Genomic DNA, 16,973 nt, shown 5'->3' on the forward strand with positions numbered 1-16,973 from the left:
GCGCTGGCGGTTCTTCGTCGCACGTCTAGTCGTCCTCACCGAAGTCGTCACCCAGAGCCCTTCCGCCACCACCTCCGACGCCGCCTCCGCCTCCGTCGGAGCCGTCCTCGTCGTCCCACTCCCCTTCCTCGTCGCCGAGGTCCGGCGCGAAGGGGTCCTCCTCGTCGGAACTGTGCGCCGGAGGCAGGGTCCGCACGGGCCGGCCGCCCTGCGGACGCGCGGAGGAAGGAGCCGCCGAGGGAGGCTTCGACGGCCTGGGCGGGGCGGAGGCCCGGGGGGTGACGGTCCTGGTCGGCACCTGCGAGGCGGAAGGTGACACCGGGGTCATCGGGGACGGCGGAACCGGACGCGCGGTGGCCGGCGGCAGGGGCCCATGACCGGCGGGAACCCGGATGACGGGCCCGATGTCCAGCGGCGCGGGCCCTTCCGCCCAGCCCCTGCCCGCCACCAGTCCCGCTCCCGCGAGGGCACACACCACCGTGACCACGACGTTGGCTTTCCTGAGTGTCATGCGGAGAGTGTGCTTCCTAGATCGAACAGGTGAATCAAAGAGGAGAGGATTCTCATAACCCGTGCGAGCGGGGGGCACTTCGGTGAGAAAGGACCGGAGGGGCACCTTCATCGTCACTCTCCTGCGCTGCCGGAGGAGGGCGCGGAATTCTTCCCCTCACTCCAGAGGGGATACGTGGGCCCACGCCCAACGACTCAGCGCACGCGCGGCGTTGTGCGGCGGGATGCCCCCGGCGGTGGTGACGAGGTGGTTGAGCGGCGCGCGGAGAGGCCCGGCACCCGGCGGCCACCGCTGGGTGCCGTCGCCGCCGTCGCGGGGATGGCGAGCGCCGGGTCCGGGAGCCCGCGATCGAGACGCACCCACCCGGCCCTCCGGCGATGGAGGAGCGGGGGTTCGGTGGCCGGCTGTCCGACCGCGACCCACCCCAGCCCGGGTGCGAGGGCCGGCACCCGACCGCGGCCCGCCGCAGCCGCACCTCAGCCCGCACCGGGCGGGGACCGGTCGCACAGGGTCCCCGCCCCTCGACTCCCCCCGCTTCATCCGGGGAAGCGGGGGACCGGCCACCGGAACCCCGCCGGGGCGGACGGGTCAGTACACGGAACGGGTCAGTACGCGGACGGGCGGTGCGCCCGGTCTATCGTCTCGGCCAGCTCCCGCACCGCGCTGTCCTCCGTGCTCTCGGCCAGCGCACGAGCCCGCTCCCCCAGCTCCCCGAGGCTCGGCGCCCCCGGTATCCGCTCATCGCGCAGACTCCCCGCGAAGTACGCGGCGACCGCCGCGACCTGGAACCGGGCCGACGCTCCGCCCCACAGCGCCTTGCGCACCCCGCTCGTGCCGATCACCCCCGACTCCTCCCGAGGGGCACGGGTCTCCGGATCGAGCCACCGCACGGTCGCCTCCGCTATCCGCCCGCTCGCCCCCGGCCGGAGCCGCACGGCATAGAGCGCCGTCACCGTGTGCCCGGGGCCGACCTCCCCGCCGTCGACCCGGTCGTCGCGGAAGTCCTCGTCCGCGACCTCCCGGTTCTCGTAGCCGATCAGCCGGAACCGCTCGACGGTCTCCTGCTCGAACGCCACCTGCGCCTTCACATCGCGCGCCCGCAGCTCCACATGGACGGGCAGTTGATCGCGGAAGACCCGCTCGGCCTCCTCCTCGGTGGAGACATAGGTGGTGTGCCCGTCGCCCTTGTCGGCGAGCCGCTCCATCAGCGCGTCGCCGTAGTCGCTGCCGACACCCACGCCGAAGAGGGTGATGCCGTACTCGCGGCGGGCGTCGCCGATCTGTTCGAGGATGGCGTCGGCCCGGGTCTCACCGGTGTTGGCGAGGGCGTCGGAGAGCAGGACCACCCGGTTGGTGGCCCCCCGGCGGTGGCCGTCGACCGCCGTCTCGTATCCGGTGCGCACCCCGGCCTCCACATGGGTGGAGTCGGCCGGCTCCAGGGCCTCGATGACCCGGTGGACCCGGTCGCGGTTGCCGTCGAGCCGGGTCATCGGCAACCGGGTCTCGGCCCGGCCGCTGAAGGTGACCACGGCGATGGAGTCGTCGTCGCGCAGTTCGTCGGTGAGGACTCCGAGCGAGGTGCGGACCAGGTCGAGCCTGCCGGGCTCGGCCATGGAGCCGGATACGTCGATGACGAAGGTGAGCGCGGCGGGCGGGCGGGTGCCCGCGGCACCGGGGCGGGTGGCGAGGCCGACCCGGACCAGCGACCACTCCCCGCTCTCCTCCTCCCCTCCGGTGCCGCCGCGCAGCTCGCCCTCGGTGCCCCGGAGGGCCGCGCCGTCGACCGTCACCGAGAAGCCGTCGCCCTCCGGCCTCGGGTAGTCCTGCCGGAAGCTGTTGACGAACTCCTCGGGGCGGATGCCGGCGGGGTCGGGGCGGCGGCCGTCCTGAAGGGTGCGGCGCGCGTAGGCGTAGGAAGCGGTGTCGACGTCGAGGGCGAAGGTGGAGAGGTAGTCCGGGGCCTTGCGTTTCGCGTAGCCGTCCTCCCGCGACAGCTCATGGTCCTGATCGGGGGCGGGTGCCTGGACGGCACTCCCCCCACCGCCGGGGCCCGCCCCGGAACCGGAGCCCGAGCCCGAGCCGGAACCGGCGCCCTTGCGCTCGGCGGCGGGCTGTGCGGAGCCCCGGTCGCTCTGGCCTCCGGAGCTGCACCCGGCGGTCAGGAGCAGACCGCCCGCCAGCAGCGCGGCCACCACTCCTCTGTGCTTCCCGGCACGGCGGTGTGTCCTGGTACGACGGTGCATCCGGACTCCCTCGGTCGTCGGCCGGCCGTCGGCCGGTCCTCAGCAGGTGTCGGTGTGACGTGCGGCGCGGGCCGCAGGACCGGTCGGCGATGTTGCGAATCTGTCTCAAATCCACAACGGCCGCCGCGAGTTGCCGCGTTCCCCTCCGACCGGCGGTGGCAAGGACTCGCCATCCCTCGATCGGCCGCTTGTCACGGTGAGAGGTCGTGTGCGTACATGGAGTACACGCATGGGTCCGGGGGGACGGGCTGTGCGTCTGCACGGAACAGCGGGGGGTGATGTGCCATGTCACTGGCAATGATTCCGGGCACTGTGCTCGGCGGGGAGGTGCCGAGGTCCGTCCTGCGGAAGGCACGGGGGCGGCAGGTGCACGGGGCTGACGATGTCAGCGCGGCTCTCAAGCGGGTGGTCCGGGCCGCGCGCCATGAGCTGCTCAGCTTCGACGATCCGGCGGGCGCGCTCGGCCAGGGCGGGCCCGAGCCCTTCCTCCAGTCGGTCGGGTCGTGTGTGCACGAGTCCGCGCCCCGGACCGCCACGGTCCGCTGGGTCGCGCCCCGGCGCGGTCTCGCGCGTCTGGCGCACACCGGCGAGCGCTGGCACCGGCCGGGGGATGCCCGGGTCACGGAGTCCATCCCGTTCCACATAATCGTCGCCGACCGCGCCGTGGCGGCGGTCCCGCTCGATCTGGATGTCTATCACCACGGCGTGCTGGTGATCCGGGACCCGGTGGTCGTCCAGACCCTGGTGCGCACACATCGCGCGTGGTGGGAGATGGGTGAGGAGCCGGGCGGGGGCGGCCTCGCGGCCCGGGCGGCACCGGCTCATCTGCGCCCGGTGCTCCAGGCGCTGATGGCGGGGCTCACGGACGAGGCGGCGGCCACCCGGCTCGGGGTGTCCGGCCGGACCTACAGCCGCCGGGTGGGCGAGTTGCTCTCGGCCCTCGGCACGACGAGCCGCTTCCGGGCGGGAGCGGAAGCGGCTCGTCGGGGCTGGGTCTGACCGCCGTCGGTCAGGACACGATGTCCTTGCGGGAGAAGTTCCGGAAGGCGAGCGCGAAGAGCACCAGGGCGTAGGCGACGGAAACGGCGGCGCCCTTCACCATGCCGCTCCACTCCAACTGCGGCTGGAGCGCGTCGATCCAGGCGAACTGCCAGTGGGCGGGAAGCACCTCGCGCCAGTCGCCGAGCGCGGTGACCGCGTCCAGCACATTGCCGACGATGGTCAGCCCGACCGCTCCGCCGACCGCGCCCAGCGGGGCGTCGGTCTTGGTGGAGAGCCAGAACGCCAGTCCGGCGGTGACGAGTTGGGAGAGGAAGATGAAGACCACGACCAGGGCCAGCCGGGGCAGGGTCTCGCCGGTGGCGAGGGAGCCGCCCGTGGGAAGTTTCAGCGGGCCCCACCCGTAGGCGATGGTTCCGGCGACCAGGGCGATCAGCGGCAGCAGCACCATCGCGGCGGCGCTGAAGCCGAGCGCCACCGCCAGCTTGGACCAGAGGAGCCGGGTGCGCGGGACGGGGGCGGCCAGCAGATAGCGCAGGGAGGACCAGTTGGCCTCCGAGGCCACGGTGTCGCCGTGGAACAGCGCCACCGGAACCACCAGCAGAAAGCCCGCCGAGGCGAACAGACAGGTGGCGGCGAAGTTGACGCCGGAGGCGGTCGCCGTGTCCATCAGGGTGATGCGGTCGTCCACCTCGCCCTCGCCGGGGCTGCCGCCGATGGCGAAGGCGACGATGAGGACCAGGGGCAGAGCCGCCAGGATGCCCGCCATCACCATGGTCCGGCGCCGCTTCAGCTGCCGTACCGCCTCCACGCGCAGGGGCAGGGTGTGCCGGGCGCGGTAGCCGGGGGCCGATTCGGTCAGCGTGCTCATGCGGAGCCTCCGATCAGGGTGAGGAAGGCGTCTTCCAGGCGGCGGTGCGGGCCGACACCGGTCAGCGGGACGTCCAGCCGGACGAGTTCGCCGATCAGGCCGGTGGCGGTGATTCCGTCGAGACGCACGAGCAGACCCTCGTCCACCCGCTGGGCGGAGCCGATGCCCGGGAGCGCGGCGATCTTCTCGACCACCGGCTCGGAGACCTCGGCGGCGGTGGTCACCAGCAGGATGTCGCTCTCGCCGGTGATCTCGGCGACCGGTCCGGCCTGCACCAGCCGGCCCCGGTCCATGACCACGAGATGGGTGCAGGACTGTTCGACCTCGGAGAGGAGGTGACTGGAGACGATGACGGTACGGCCGGCGGCCGCGTAGCGGATCATGACATCCCGCATCTCGCGGATCTGCGGCGGGTCGAGTCCGTTGGTCGGCTCGTCGAGGATGAGCAGATCCGGCATTCCCAGCATGGCCTGGGCGATGGCGAGCCGCTGCCGCATGCCCTGCGAGTAGGTGCGCACCGCGCGGGCGAGGGCGTCGCCCAGGCCGGCGATCTCCAGGGCCTCCTCGATATGGGCGTCCTCGGCGGGGCGGCCGGTGGCGCGCCAGTACAGCTCCAGATTGTCGCGGCCCGAGAGATGCGGCAGGAAGCCGGCGCCCTCGACGAACGCGCCGACGCGGGAGAGCACGGGCGCACCGGGGCGGATGGCGTGGCCGAAGACCCGGATCTCGCCCTCGTCGGGCCGGATCAGTCCCATCAGCATGCGGAGGGTCGTGGTCTTGCCGGCGCCATTGGGTCCGAGGAGTCCGAGGACCTGGCCCTTGTCGACGCGGAAGGAGAGCTGCTGGACGGCGTAGCGGTCGGCGGACTTGGCGTACCGCTTGGTGAGACCGGTGATCTCCAGGGGGACATCGGCGCGCTCGGGGTCGGGCGCGGGGGCGACGGCGCGCCTGCGGGCGGTGAGGAGGAGACCGGCGGCGATGACGGCTCCGGCGGCCGGGAGGCCCCAGGTCCACCAGGGCAGCCCGGCGGCCTGGGTCTTCACGGCGGGTGCGGTGGGCACGGCCAGTTCACCGGCGCCGGTGAGGCCGACGGTGTAGCGGGCGGGGGACGCGGGGGACGCGTAGCCGAGGTCGGTCGCGGCGAGGACGAGCCGCAGCCGGTGGCCGGCGTCGACCTCGTGGTCGACGGCGGGCAGGGTCAGGGTGACCTCCTTGCCCTGGCGGGCGCCGTCGATCCGGACGGGGGCGACGAGCTGGGAGGGGAGGACCTGCTGCCGGCCGTCGGGGCCGACGTCGTAGACCTTGCCGAAGAGGACCGCCTCACCGGTGGTGGAGGCGACCTTGACGCGGATGGAGGGGGAGCCGGTGATGCGCAGGGAGCTCTTCAGGGGCTGGGAGTCGAAGCGGGCGTGCTGCCCGGGGAAGTCGAGTGAGAGGCCGACACCGAAGGAGGAGAGGCTGCCGAGGCCGCCGCTGAGCCCGGGGACGGCGGAGATGGCGGGCGGGGTGGCGCCGGCCGGGTTGGAGAAGCTCTGTTCGCCCGCCCCGAGCGGGACGGTCCGGGTGCCGTTGTCCAGACCCGGGTAGCGGGCGGCGTGCGCTCCGCGCAGCAGGGCCCGGCCGTCGGTGGAGTCGACGCCTCCGGTGCGGCTGACACGGAAGGCGGGTCCGGTGTCGGCGCTCGTGTCCTGCTGGAGGTGGCGGTCGAACCAGGCGCTGACCCGGTTCTCGATCCGGGTGGACTCGCTGTCGCCGCCGTCGTGGCCGCCGGAGATCCAGTCGACGGCGACGGGAGCGCCGTTGGCGCTGATCCGCTCGGCCATGGCGTCGGCGTGGGAGAGGGGGAAGAGTGAGTCCGACTGGCCCTGGACGATCAGGGTGGGGACCTTGATCCGGTCGCCGACGGCGGAGGGGCTGCGGCTCTCCAGCAGTTCGCGGGCGGCGGTGTCCGGCTTCCCGGAGACGGCGATCCGCTCGTACATGGCGCAGAGTTCGGGCTGGAAGTCGCCGCAGCCGGCGGGGTTCGCGGCCCGGTCCGGGGTCCCCGACGCTCCCGGGGCTCCCCCGTCGGCGGGCGGGTCCTGCGGGCGGGTGCCGGCCGGGGTGTCGCCGGCCGGGGTCCGGCCGGGGGCTTCGGCCGAGCCGGTGGAGAAGAAGATGCCCGCCCAGAGCTTCTTGAAGACACCGCTCGGGAAGAGGGCGTCGGCGAGGTTCCAGTAGGTGATGGAGGGTGCGATGGCGTCGACGCGGTCGTCGTGTCCGGCGGCGAGCAGCGAGATCGCGCCGCCGTAGGAGGCGCCGGCGAGGCCGACACGGGGGTCGCCGTCCGAGTCGAGCTGTATTTCGGGGCGTTTCGCGAGCCAGTCGATCAGCCGGGAGACATCCTTGACCTCGAAGTCGGGGTCGTTGAGCCCGATCTTTCCGGTGGAGGCGCCGAAGCCCCGGGCGGACCAGGTCAGTACGGCGTAGCCGTCGCGGGCGAGCCCCTCGGCCTGGGCGCGCACATCGCTCTTGCTGCCGCCGAAGCCGTGCCCGAGGAGCACGGCGGGGCGGCGGCGGTCCCGGTCGCCGGAGGTGAAGTAGGAGGTGTCGATCTGCGCCCCCGGCATGGTGTGCGTCCGGTCCTCGCGGTGCACGCTCGGGGCGTCGTCATCGGCGACCGCGGTCCAGGTGCCCGCGCTCGCGACGACGGCCAGGGCGGCGGCGCCCGCGAGCCATCGGCCGCGGTGGCGGGGCCGGGGAAGTCGGATCTTCATGAGGAAACCCTAAGCGGAGTGTGCCCGGGGTCCGGGCTGTCTCCAGTCGGAGTCCAGCGTCTCCCCGGGGAGTAGGCGGACTCCGGCCGTACACCGCCCGTGGTACGCGGCGGGGGGCGGACATCAGGGTGACGCACGCCACAGGGGCCCGGGCCCGTGCCGCCGGGCGCCGCGCCCCGGCCCGCCGGCCTGCCGGTCCGCAGGGCCTCCACCGGGTGCCCGGGCCCACCGGGCCGGCGCCCCTCCACCCGGAGCCCCGGGACCACCGGGCCGGCGTCCCTCCGCCGGGCGGCCGGAAGCAGGGATCAGCGACTCCCTCTTGTGTCATGTTCATTATCACGAGAGGCTGTTCGCCGCGTCCGCACCTTCCGGCACCCCGCACACCCGTACTTGCCCGAGATCCGGTCAACGAAAGGTCAGGTGCACGAGATGAGATCCACCGCCCGCCGCATCGGCGCGCTGCTCCCCGCAGTCGCACTCGCAGCAGGTCTCCAGTTCGCCGTCTCCCCGAGCGCACAGGGCGCCACCGCGCCCGTCGCCCCGAACGGCGACCTCCGTCTCGCCCCCACGGCGACCGCCGTACCCGGCAGTTGGATCGTCGTCCTGAAGGACGGCTCCGCCCGCGCCGCCGATCTGGGTGTCACGCCCCGGCACACCTACCGCAGCGCACTCAAGGGCTTCTCCGCGAAGATGTCCACCACGAAGGCACGGCAGCTCGCCGCCGACCCCCGGGTGGCCTATGTCGAGCAGGACTCCAAGGTCTCCCTCACCGCGACCCAGACCAACGCGACCTGGGGAATCGACCGGATCGACCAGCGCGATCTGCCGCTCTCCACCACGTACACCTACAACACCGGGGCCGCCGGTGTGAATGCGTACATCATCGACACCGGGATTCGCACCAGCCACGGCGAGTTCGGCGGGCGGGCGAGCGTCGGCACGGACACCGTGGGCGGCGGGCAGAACGGCCAGGACTGTCAGGGCCACGGGACCCATGTCGCGGGCACGGTCGGCGGCAGCGTGTACGGCGTCGCCAAGAACGTCAATCTCATCGCCGTGCGCGTGCTCAACTGTCAGGGCTCCGGCACGACCGCCGGGGTCATCGCGGGCGTCGACTGGGTCACCGCCAACGCCAGGAAGCCCGCCGTGGCCAATATGAGCCTCGGCGGCGGCGCCAACACCAGCCTCGACAACGCGGTGAAGCGCTCCATAGCCTCCGGCATCAGCTACGCGGTGGCCGCGGGCAACGGCGATGCCTTCGGCACCCCGCAGAACGCCTGCAACTACTCCCCCGCCCGCGTCCCCGAGGCGATCACGGTCGGCGCGACGGACCGGACCGACCGCAGGGCGTCGTTCTCCAACTTCGGCACCTGCCTCGACCTCTTCGCCCCCGGGGTGAGCGTCACCTCCGCCTGGCGCACCAGCGACACCGCCACCAACACCATCTCCGGCACCTCGATGGCCGCCCCGCACGCGGCGGGTGTCGCCGCGCTGCATCTGGCGTCGAACCCGTCCGCGACCCCGGTCCAGGTCCGGGACGCGATCGTGAACAACGCGACGAACAACAAGGTCACGGACCCGCGGACCGGTTCGCCGAACAAGCTGCTGTACTCGCTCTTCTAGCCCCGCCCGGACGCTGAGGCCCCCGGGCGCGGCAGGTGCCGGCGCGCCCGGGGGCCGTCGTACGCACGGGCCGTCGTGCCCGGGCGGTGGCTCAGTCGTTGCGGGGGAAGCCCAGATCGACGCCCGCGTGCGGCTCGGACGGGTCCGGCCAGCGGGTGGTCACCACCTTGCCCCGGGTGTAGAAGTGCACCCCGTCGTTGCCGTAGATGTGGTGGTCGCCGAAGAGCGAGTCCTTCCAGCCGCCGAAGGAGTGGTAGCCGACGGGGACCGGGATCGGGACATTCACCCCGACCATGCCCGCCTCCACCTCCAGCTGGAAGCGGCGGGCCGCGCCGCCGTCGCGGGTGAAGACGGCCGTGCCGTTGCCGTACGGGGAGGCGTTGATGAGCGCCACCCCCTCGTCGTACGTGGCCGCGCGCAGGACACAGAGCACCGGGCCGAAGATCTCATCGCGGTACGCGTCGGAGTCGGTGGAGACCCGGTCGAGCAGCGAGAGCCCGATCCAGTGGCCGCCCTCGTACCCCTCGACCGTGTGGCCCGTGCCGTCGAGCACGACCTCGGCGCCCTGGGCCGCCGCGCCCGTCACATAGGAGGCCACCTTGTCCCGGTGCGCCCTGGTGATCAGCGGGCCCATCTCGGAGGAGGGGTCGTCGCCGGGGCCGATCCTGATCTTCTCGGCGCGCTCGCGGATCTTCTCCACCAGGGCGTCGGCGATCGAGTCCAGCGCCACCACCGCGGAGATCGCCATGCAGCGCTCGCCGGCGGAGCCGTACGCCGCCGAGACGGCCGCGTCCGCCGCCGCGTCCAGATCCGCGTCGGGGAGGACCAGCATGTGGTTCTTGGCGCCGCCGAGCGCCTGGACCCGCTTGCCGTTGGCGGCGGCGGTGGTGTGGATGTAGCGGGCGATGGGGGTGGAGCCGACGAAGGACACCGCCGCGACATCGGGGTGGTGGAGCAGGGCGTCCACCGCGACCTTGTCGCCGTGGACCACATTGAGCACCCCGTCCGGCAGCCCCGCCTCGGTGGCGAGCCGGGCCAGCAGATCCGCCGCCGAGGGGTCCTTCTCGCTCGGCTTGAGGACAAAGGTGTTCCCGCAGGCGACGGCGAGCGGGAACATCCACATCGGCACCATCGCCGGGAAGTTGAACGGGGTGATGCCCGCGACCACCCCGAGCGGCTGGCGGATCGAGGCGACATCGACCCGGCTGGACACCTGGGTCGACAGCTCACCCTTGAGCTGGGTGGTGATGCCGCAGGCCAGCTCGACGATCTCCAGGCCGCGCGCGACCTCGCCCAGCGCGTCGGAGTGCACCTTGCCGTGCTCGGCCGTGATCAGCGCCGCGATGTCGTCCCGGTGCGCGTCCAGCAGGGCCCGGTAGCGGAAGAGGACCGAGGTGCGCAGGGAGAGCGAGGAGGTGCCCCAGTCGGCGTAGGCGGCCCTGGCCGCCGCGACGGCGGCGCCGACCTCGTCGGCGGAGGCCAGCGCCACCTCGGTGGTGACCTCCCCGGTCGCCGGGTCGGTGACCGGGCCCCAGTTGCCGGAGGCGCCCTCGACGGTCTGGCCGCCGATCCAGTGGTGGACGGTCTTCGTCATGGCGGAAGGCTCCTTCACAGATGCCGGATACCCGGTCTCTTCACAGCTGACGGCGGCGGGCCGCGACCTGGCGCTCGTACTCCTCCCGGGCCGTGACCGCGGCCGGACGGGTCGCGGTCTGCGCCACGGGAACATCCCACCACGCCTGCGCGGGGGGCGCGCCCGACACTGTGTCTGCCGTTTCGGTCTCGACATAGACACCTGTGGGGACATCCGCCGCACGGGCTTCGGCGAGGGCTTCCCGCAGGTCGCGCACGGTCCGCGCGCGCAGAACGCGCAGCCCGAGGGCGGCGGCGTTGGCGGCCAGGTCGACGGGGAGCGGATCACCGGTGTAGGTGCCGTCGGGGGCGCGGTACCGGTAGGCGGTGCCGAACCCCTCGGCCCCGACCTGGGCGGAGAGGCCGCCGATCGAGGCGTAGCCGTGGTTCTGGAGGATCACCACCTTCACGGGGATGTTCTCCTGGACGGCGGTGACGATCTCGGTGGGGTTCATCAGATACGTGCCGTCGCCGACGAGCGCCCAGACGGGCCGGCCGGGCGCGGCCATCGCGGTGCCGATCGCCGCCGGGATCTCGTATCCCATGCAGGAGTAGCCGTACTCGACGTGGTACTGGTCGGCCGAGCGGGCGCGCCAGAGCCTGTGGAGATCCCCGGGGAGCGAACCCGCCGCGTTGATCACGATGTCGTCGCCGTCGACCAGGGAGTCCAGGATGCCCAGCACCTGGGTCTGGGTGGGGCGGGCGTCCGGGTCCCCGTGCGCGTACGCCGCGTCGACGCGCCGTCCCCAGCGCTCCTTGCCCGCGCGGTACTCCGACGCGTACGCGGGCGGGACGCGGTAGCCGCCGGCGAGTTCGGCGAGGGCCGCGCGGGCGTCCGCGACCAGGGAGAGGCCGGCCATCTTATGGGCGTCGAACGAGGTGATGTTGAGATTCAGGAAACGGACGGCGGGGTTCTGGAAGAGGGTGGCCGAGGCGGTGGTGAAGTCGGACCAGCGGGTGCCGACGCCGATCACCAGATCCGCGCCCCGGGCCAGTTCGTCGGCGACCCCGGTGCCGGTGTGGCCGACGCCCCCGAGATCGCCGGGGTGGTCGTGGGGCAGGGAGCCCTTGCCCGCCTGGGTGGAGGCGACCGGGACGCCGGTCGCGTCGGCGAAGTCCCGGAGCGCTCCCTCGGCCTCGCTGTGGCGGACGCCGCCGCCGGCGACGAGCAGCGGCCGGCGCGCACCGGCCAGCGCCCGCCGGGCCTCCGCCAGGGCGTCGAGATCCGGCCTCGGGCGGCCGACCCGCCAGATCCGCTCGGCGAGGAACTCCTCGGGCCAGTCGTACGCCTCGGTCTGTACGTCCTGGGGCAGGGCCAGGGTCACCGCGCCGGTCTCGGCGGGGTCGGCCAGCACACGCATCGCCTGGAGCGCGGCCGGGATCAGCGCCTCGGGGCGGGTGATCCGGTCGAAGTAGCGGGAGACCGGGCGCAGGGTGTCGTTGACCGAGAGGTCCCCGGCCCAGGGGGTTTCGAGCTGCTGGAGCACGGGGTCGGCGGGACGGGTGGCGAAGGTGTCGCCGGGCAGCAGCAGCACGGGCAGGCGGTTGACGGTGGCGAGGGCCGCGCCCGTGACGAGGTTGGTGGCGCCGGGGCCGATGGAGGTGGTGACGGCGTGGGCGGAGAGCCTGCGGGACTGCCGGGCGTAGCCGACCGCCGCGTGGACCATGGCCTGTTCGTTACGGCCCTGGACGAACGGCAGCGGCGCGCCGGGACCGGTGCCCGACTCCACCAGCGCCTGGCCGATACCGGCCACATTGCCATGGCCGAAGATGCCCCAGGCGGCGCTGATCAGCCGGTGGCGCCGGCCGTCCCGCTCGGTGTACTGGCGGGTAAGAAAGGTGACCAGGGCCTGGGCGACGGTGAGCCTGCGCGCTGTCATCGGCTCTTCTCCCCGGTGGTCGGCGCGTACAGCGGCAGCCGGGGGTCGACCGGCTGGCCGGGCCAGGTGGAGCGGACCCAGCCGTGGTCCGGATGGTCGCGGATCAGCCACTCGCGGCCGGTGCCCGGGCCCGCCATCACATTGAGGTAGTACATGGCGCGGCCGGGCGAGGCGATCGACGGGCCGTGCCAGCCGTCGGGGATGAGCACGGCGTCCCCGGTGCGGACCTCGGCGAGGACATCGGTGCCGCCGGGGCGGGACGGGGAGACCCGGTGGTAGCCGAGGCCGCCGCCGTCGATCTCGAAGTAGTAGATCTCCTCCAGCTCCGACTCGACGCCCGGCTGGTGGTGGTCGTGCTTGTGCGGCGGATAGGAGGACCAGTTGCCGCCGGGGGTGAGCACTTCGACGGCGATCAGCCGGTCGCAGTCGAAGGTGTCGGCGGCGGCGAAGTTGTTGACCTGGCGGGAGCAGGTCCCCGCGCCGCGCAGCTCGACCGGTACCTCCGGCGCGGGGCCGTAGCGGGCGGGGAGTCGTCGCCCGCACTTCGCTCCTGCCAGGGCGAAGCGGCCTCCCGCGCCGGAGGCGATCTGTGCCCGGGCATCGCGCGGCAGATAGGCGAAGTCGGTGACTCCGCTGAACACGCTCCGCCTGCCCAGGAGTTCAAACGTCTCATCCTCGGTCCGTACGGTGCAGCCGCCCTGGAGCGGAAGCACGATCCACTCGCTGTCACCGGTGTCCAGAAAGTGCGCCGCGCCCGGAGCGAGCTCCAGCACCCGCAGGGCGGAGTGCGCCCAGCCGGCCTCCTCGGGGCCGATCCGGAGCGCGTACGGGCCATCGGCCGCGCTGCCCGCCGGAACGTAGCGGTCCGGGGCGGCCGCCGGAACGTAGCGGTCCGGGGCGGCCGGCGGTCCGTCGCGGTCCGGGGCGGCCGGCCGGTGTCTGTCGTGGGTGCTCATGACCTCTCCCTGGGTGCCTGCTAGAGCAGTCCTACGGCCGTGTCGACCGCGCCGGCGACATTCCCGTCGACCGGGTAGAGCAGCGAACGGCCCACCACGAGCCCCTGCACCGTGGGCAGCCGGAGCGCGCCGCGCCACTTCTCGTACGCACCGTCCTGATCGTCCCCGATCTCGCCGCCGAGGAGGACGGCGGGGAGCGTGGAGGTCTCCATCACGGCCGCCATGTCGGCGGGGTCGTCGGTGACCGGGACCTTCAGCCAGCTGTACGCGGAGGTGCCGGCCAGACCGGAGGCGATGGCGATGGACCGGGTGACCGCCTCCGCGCCGAGGTCGGTGTGGAGCCGGCCGCCGACGCGGTGGCAGATGAAGGGCTCGATGAAGACGGGGAGCCGGCGCTCGGCCATCTCGTCCACCGCGCGGGCGGTGGAGTGGAGGGTGTCGAGCGATCCGGGGTCCTGGTAGTCGATCCGGAGCAGCAGTTTGCCGGCGTCGAAGCCCAGGCGGTGGAGATCCTGGGCGCGGTGGCCGGTGAAGCGGTCGTCCAGTTCGAAGGAGGCTCCGGCCAGACCGCCCCGGTTCATCGACCCGATGACGATCTTGTTGTCGAGGGCGCCGAGGAGGAGCAGGTCGTCGAGGATGTCGGCGGTGCCGAGGACGCCGTCGACTCCGGGGCGGGAGAGGGCGAGACAGAGCCGTTCGAGCAGGTCGAGGCGGTTGGCCATGGCCAGTCTGCTGTCGCCGACGGAGAGTGCGCCGCGAGCCGGGTGGTCGGCGGCGATGATCATCAGCCGGCCGCTGTCGCCGAGGAGCCCGCTGCGCCGGGCCCGGCGGCCGGCGGCCTCGGCCACGGCCTCGGGGTGGCGGGTGCGGATGCCGACCAGTTCGGCGATGTCGACCCGGCTCATGAGGTGTCCCCCGGCGCGGCGCCACCGCCCGGGAGCGGCGGGCCGGGCGGGACGGGGCCGCCCGCGAGGACCTGCTCGACCTCCGGCGCGTACGGCATCGCGGACGAGCAGGCGAGCCGGGAGGCCACGATCGCGCCGGCGGCGTTCGCGTACCGCATGGTCTGCTCCAGGGGCAGGCCGGAGAGCAGCCCGTGGCAGAGCGCGCCGCCGAACGCGTCGCCCGCGCCGAGCCCGTTGACCACCTCGACGGGGACGGGCGGGACCTCGGCCCGGGTGCCGTCGCGGTGGAGGGCGAGCACACCGTCGGGGCCCTGTTTGACCACGGCCAGCTCCACCCCGGCGGCGAGCAGGGCCCGCGCCGCCGCGAGCGGCTCGCTCCGGCCGGTGGCGATGCCGCACTCCTCCAGATTGCCGACGGCGACCGTGGCGTGGGCCAGCGCCGCGCGGTAGTGCGGGCGGGCCTCGGCGGGGTCCTGCCAGAACATGGGGCGCCAGTCGAGGTCGAAGACGGTGGTCCCGGAGCGGTCGCGGTGGGCGAGGGCGGCCAGGGTGGCGGTCCTGCTCGGCTCGGCGCACAGGCCGGTTCCGGTCATCCAGAAGACCCGCGCGGCGCGGATCGCCGCCAGGTCCAGCTCGTGCTCGTGGATCTCCAGGTCGGGGGCCTTGGGCTGCCGGTAGAAGTAGAGCGGGAAGTCGTCCGGCGGGAAGATCTCGCAGAAGGTGACGGGGGTGGGGTACTCGGACACGGGGGTCACCCAGCGGTCGTCCACCCCGAACTCGCCCAGGGCCTGGTGGAGGTAGTCCCCGAAGGCGTCCTGCCCGGTACGGGTGATCACCGCCGTGCGGCGGCCGAGCCGGGCGGCACCGACGGCCACATTGGCCGCCGAGCCGCCGAGGAACTTTCCGAAGGTGTCGGCCTGCGCCAGCGGGACACCGGTCCGCAGCGGATAGAGGTCCACCCCGATCCGGCCCATGGTGATCACGTCGTACGGCGGTGGGGCGTACGGCTGTGTCATGCGCGTCCCTTCGGTGCGGCGCCCGGCTCACCTCAGGTCTAATGGTCACTCCGGAGCCCTGTCAACATTTTGTCCTTACATTCGGACCAAGGCTTGACACCCTTCCGAGACGGCCGGAAAGCTCATCGACATGACCTCCCCCGTCCCCTCCCCGAACCGCATCCGGGTCGGCTCGGCCCCCGATTCCTGGGGAGTGTGGTTTCCCGACGACCCTCAGCAGGTGCCCTGGCGGCGCTTCCTCGACGAGGTCGCCGAGGCGGGGTACGAGTGGATCGAGCTGGGGCCCCACGGCTATCTCCCCCGTGACCCCGCCGTTCTCGCCGACGAGACCGCCCGGCGCGGGCTGCGGGTCTCCGCCGGGACGGTCTTCACCGGGCTGCACCACGGGCCGGCGGTCTGGGAGAAGACCTGGGCGCACGTCTCGGACATCGCGGCCCTCACCCGGGCGATGGGCGCCGCGCATCTGGTGGTCATCCCCTCCTTCTGGCGGGACGACCGGACCGGCCGGGTGCTGGAGGACCGCACCCTGACCCCCGGACAGTGGCGCGATCTCGCCACTCAGACCGAGCGGCTCGGCCGTGAGGTGCGCGAGCGGTACGGGCTGAGGATCGTGGTCCACCCGCACGCCGACACCCATGTCGACAGCGAGGAGAACGTCACCCGCTTCCTGGACGCCACCGATCCGGAGCTGGTCTCGCTCTGTCTGGACACCGGGCACTACGCCTACTGCGGCGGCGACAGCGTGCGGCTCATCGAGACCTACGGCGAGCGGATCGGCTATCTCCACCTCAAGCAGGTGGACCCGGAGGTCCTCGCCGGGGTCATCGCCGACGAGGTGCCCTTCGGGCCCGCCGTCGGGCGCGGGGTGATGTGCGAACCGCCGTCCGGGGTGCCGGATCTGGAGCCGGTGCTGCGCGCGGCGCGGGCGCTGGACGTGGATCTCTTCGCCATCGTCGAGCAGGACATGTATCCCTGCCCGCCGGAGAAGCCGTTCCCCATCGCCCGGCGGACCCGGCGTTTTCTGCGCTCCTGCGGGGTCTGAGGGGCGCGTGCCGCCTCTGTCATGGTTGTCCCCCGCTCATGACGCATGTCTCCATGCCGCGCACCTTCCGTCACAGCCGTTCAACATCACCGCTCTCCCCCTCCACGCCGGCGCTGGTTGGGCGCAGGCTCAGTGATCGCCAGCGCTCGCGCGTCAGGTCCTTCGACGGTCCCCCGGCCGCCGCTGCCGCGCGCGCAGGGAGGTGTCACACAGATGACGGACCGAAGGCTCTGGTCGTACAAGGACATCGCTGCTCACATCCGGGTCCAGCCCGACACCGTCCGCACCTATCGCAAGCACGGCCTGCTCCCTCCGCCCGACCGGGTGGAGGGCGGCAAGCCCTACTGGTACGCGGAGACCATTCGCGTCTGGGTCGCCAACCGTCCGGGGAACAAGGGCCGGAGGGACTGAGTCCGCGTATCCCACGACCCCGCGGTCCCGCACCCCGCACGGGGGTGCGGGACCGCGCACGACGGGCCCGGCCGGGGGGGGGGGGGCGGCCCCGGGGGGGGGGGGGCCCGCCGCCGCGGCCGGGGGCC

General features: G+C 73.1%; 13 protein-coding genes. 4 read left to right on the top strand and 9 right to left on the bottom strand.

All coding sequences use genetic code 11. The features are described from left to right. Positions 1-25: 25 nt before the first annotated feature. Together ACWCRA_RS22995 and ACWCRA_RS23000 are read right to left on the bottom strand one after the other, a co-directional pair. On the bottom strand, positions 26-511 hold the full coding sequence (locus ACWCRA_RS22995; RefSeq protein ID WP_451068469.1) for a hypothetical protein: 486 nt from the start codon (positions 509-511) through the stop codon (positions 26-28). A gap of 605 nt (positions 512-1,116) precedes the next feature. Then, positions 1,117-2,754 (bottom strand): vWA domain-containing protein, encoded by a 1,638-nt coding sequence (locus tag ACWCRA_RS23000; protein WP_351545434.1) that lies wholly within the window; start codon positions 2,752-2,754, stop codon positions 1,117-1,119. Positions 2,755-3,039: 285 nt separating this feature from the next. On the opposite strand from ACWCRA_RS23000, the gene ACWCRA_RS23005 reads away from it, so the two are divergent. Next, complete coding sequence (locus tag ACWCRA_RS23005) at positions 3,040-3,753, top strand: DNA-binding response regulator (protein WP_451068470.1); 714 nt, start codon at positions 3,040-3,042, stop codon at positions 3,751-3,753. A 10-nt stretch (positions 3,754-3,763) separates the two neighbouring features. Here ACWCRA_RS23005 and ACWCRA_RS23010 read toward each other — a convergent pair whose 3' ends face one another. Together ACWCRA_RS23010 and ACWCRA_RS23015 are read right to left on the bottom strand one after the other, a co-directional pair. Then, positions 3,764-4,624, bottom strand: coding sequence for an ABC transporter permease (locus ACWCRA_RS23010; RefSeq protein ID WP_351545439.1), 861 nt, complete (start codon positions 4,622-4,624; stop codon positions 3,764-3,766). Then, complete coding sequence (locus ACWCRA_RS23015; protein ID WP_451068471.1) at positions 4,621-7,380, bottom strand: alpha/beta fold hydrolase; 2,760 nt, start codon at positions 7,378-7,380, stop codon at positions 4,621-4,623. Before ACWCRA_RS23015 ends, ACWCRA_RS23010 begins: the two co-directional genes overlap by 4 nt. A gap of 420 nt (positions 7,381-7,800) precedes the next feature. Here ACWCRA_RS23015 and ACWCRA_RS23020 point away from each other — a divergent pair, with 420 nt between their 5' ends. Continuing rightward, on the top strand, positions 7,801-9,003 hold the full coding sequence (locus ACWCRA_RS23020) for a S8 family peptidase (protein ID WP_451068472.1): 1,203 nt from the start codon (positions 7,801-7,803) through the stop codon (positions 9,001-9,003). Positions 9,004-9,094: 91 nt separating this feature from the next. Here ACWCRA_RS23020 and ACWCRA_RS23025 read toward each other — a convergent pair whose 3' ends face one another. Genes ACWCRA_RS23025 through iolC form a run of 5 tightly spaced genes read right to left on the bottom strand, consistent with a single transcriptional unit; the run spans position 9,095 to position 15,392 of the window. Then, positions 9,095-10,597, bottom strand: coding sequence for a CoA-acylating methylmalonate-semialdehyde dehydrogenase (locus ACWCRA_RS23025; RefSeq protein WP_351545448.1), 1,503 nt, complete (start codon positions 10,595-10,597; stop codon positions 9,095-9,097). Between the two features lie 40 nt (positions 10,598-10,637). Then, complete coding sequence (iolD, locus tag ACWCRA_RS23030; protein WP_351545451.1) at positions 10,638-12,515, bottom strand: 3D-(3,5/4)-trihydroxycyclohexane-1,2-dione acylhydrolase (decyclizing); 1,878 nt, start codon at positions 12,513-12,515, stop codon at positions 10,638-10,640. Continuing rightward, positions 12,512-13,471 carry a 5-deoxy-glucuronate isomerase gene (gene iolB, locus ACWCRA_RS23035; RefSeq protein WP_451068473.1) on the bottom strand — a complete coding sequence of 320 codons (960 nt, stop codon included), beginning with the start codon at positions 13,469-13,471 and terminating at the stop codon, positions 12,512-12,514. Before iolB ends, iolD begins: the two co-directional genes overlap by 4 nt. 20 nt (positions 13,472-13,491) lie before the next feature. After that, complete coding sequence (locus ACWCRA_RS23040) at positions 13,492-14,376, bottom strand: Cgl0159 family (beta/alpha)8-fold protein (RefSeq protein ID WP_351545457.1); 885 nt, start codon at positions 14,374-14,376, stop codon at positions 13,492-13,494. Further along, the gene (iolC, locus tag ACWCRA_RS23045) at positions 14,373-15,392 is read right to left on the bottom strand and encodes a 5-dehydro-2-deoxygluconokinase (RefSeq protein WP_351545460.1); all 1,020 of its coding nucleotides are present in this window, start codon (positions 15,390-15,392) and stop codon (positions 14,373-14,375) included. The genes ACWCRA_RS23040 and iolC overlap by 4 nt, the downstream gene beginning before the upstream one ends. A gap of 130 nt (positions 15,393-15,522) precedes the next feature. Here iolC and ACWCRA_RS23050 point away from each other — a divergent pair, with 130 nt between their 5' ends. Together ACWCRA_RS23050 and ACWCRA_RS23055 are read left to right on the top strand one after the other, a co-directional pair. Continuing rightward, a complete protein-coding gene (locus ACWCRA_RS23050) occupies positions 15,523-16,434 on the top strand; it encodes a sugar phosphate isomerase/epimerase family protein (RefSeq protein ID WP_351545463.1) in 912 nt (303 codons plus the stop codon). A 213-nt stretch (positions 16,435-16,647) separates the two neighbouring features. Then, on the top strand, positions 16,648-16,845 hold the full coding sequence (locus tag ACWCRA_RS23055; protein ID WP_351545466.1) for a helix-turn-helix transcriptional regulator: 198 nt from the start codon (positions 16,648-16,650) through the stop codon (positions 16,843-16,845). The last annotated feature ends 128 nt before the right edge of the window (positions 16,846-16,973 follow it).

It is taken from the genome of Streptomyces sp. NPDC001889, from assembly GCF_053594535.1.

Coding starts and splice junctions, on each gene's coding strand:
- ACWCRA_RS22995 (WP_451068469.1), bottom strand. CDS start 511: ATGACACTCAGGAAAGCCAACGTCGTGGTCACGGTGGTGTGTGCCCTC.
- ACWCRA_RS23000 (WP_351545434.1), bottom strand. CDS start 2,754: ATGCACCGTCGTACCAGGACACACCGCCGTGCCGGGAAGCACAGAGGA.
- ACWCRA_RS23005 (WP_451068470.1), top strand. CDS start 3,040: ATGTCACTGGCAATGATTCCGGGCACTGTGCTCGGCGGGGAGGTGCCG.
- ACWCRA_RS23010 (WP_351545439.1), bottom strand. CDS start 4,624: ATGAGCACGCTGACCGAATCGGCCCCCGGCTACCGCGCCCGGCACACC.
- ACWCRA_RS23015 (WP_451068471.1), bottom strand. CDS start 7,380: ATGAAGATCCGACTTCCCCGGCCCCGCCACCGCGGCCGATGGCTCGCG.
- ACWCRA_RS23025 (WP_351545448.1), bottom strand. CDS start 10,597: ATGACGAAGACCGTCCACCACTGGATCGGCGGCCAGACCGTCGAGGGC.
- iolD (WP_351545451.1), bottom strand. CDS start 12,515: ATGACAGCGCGCAGGCTCACCGTCGCCCAGGCCCTGGTCACCTTTCTT.
- iolB (WP_451068473.1), bottom strand. CDS start 13,471: ATGAGCACCCACGACAGACACCGGCCGGCCGCCCCGGACCGCGACGGA.
- ACWCRA_RS23040 (WP_351545457.1), bottom strand. CDS start 14,376: ATGAGCCGGGTCGACATCGCCGAACTGGTCGGCATCCGCACCCGCCAC.
- iolC (WP_351545460.1), bottom strand. CDS start 15,392: ATGACACAGCCGTACGCCCCACCGCCGTACGACGTGATCACCATGGGC.
- ACWCRA_RS23050 (WP_351545463.1), top strand. CDS start 15,523: ATGACCTCCCCCGTCCCCTCCCCGAACCGCATCCGGGTCGGCTCGGCC.
- ACWCRA_RS23055 (WP_351545466.1), top strand. CDS start 16,648: ATGACGGACCGAAGGCTCTGGTCGTACAAGGACATCGCTGCTCACATC.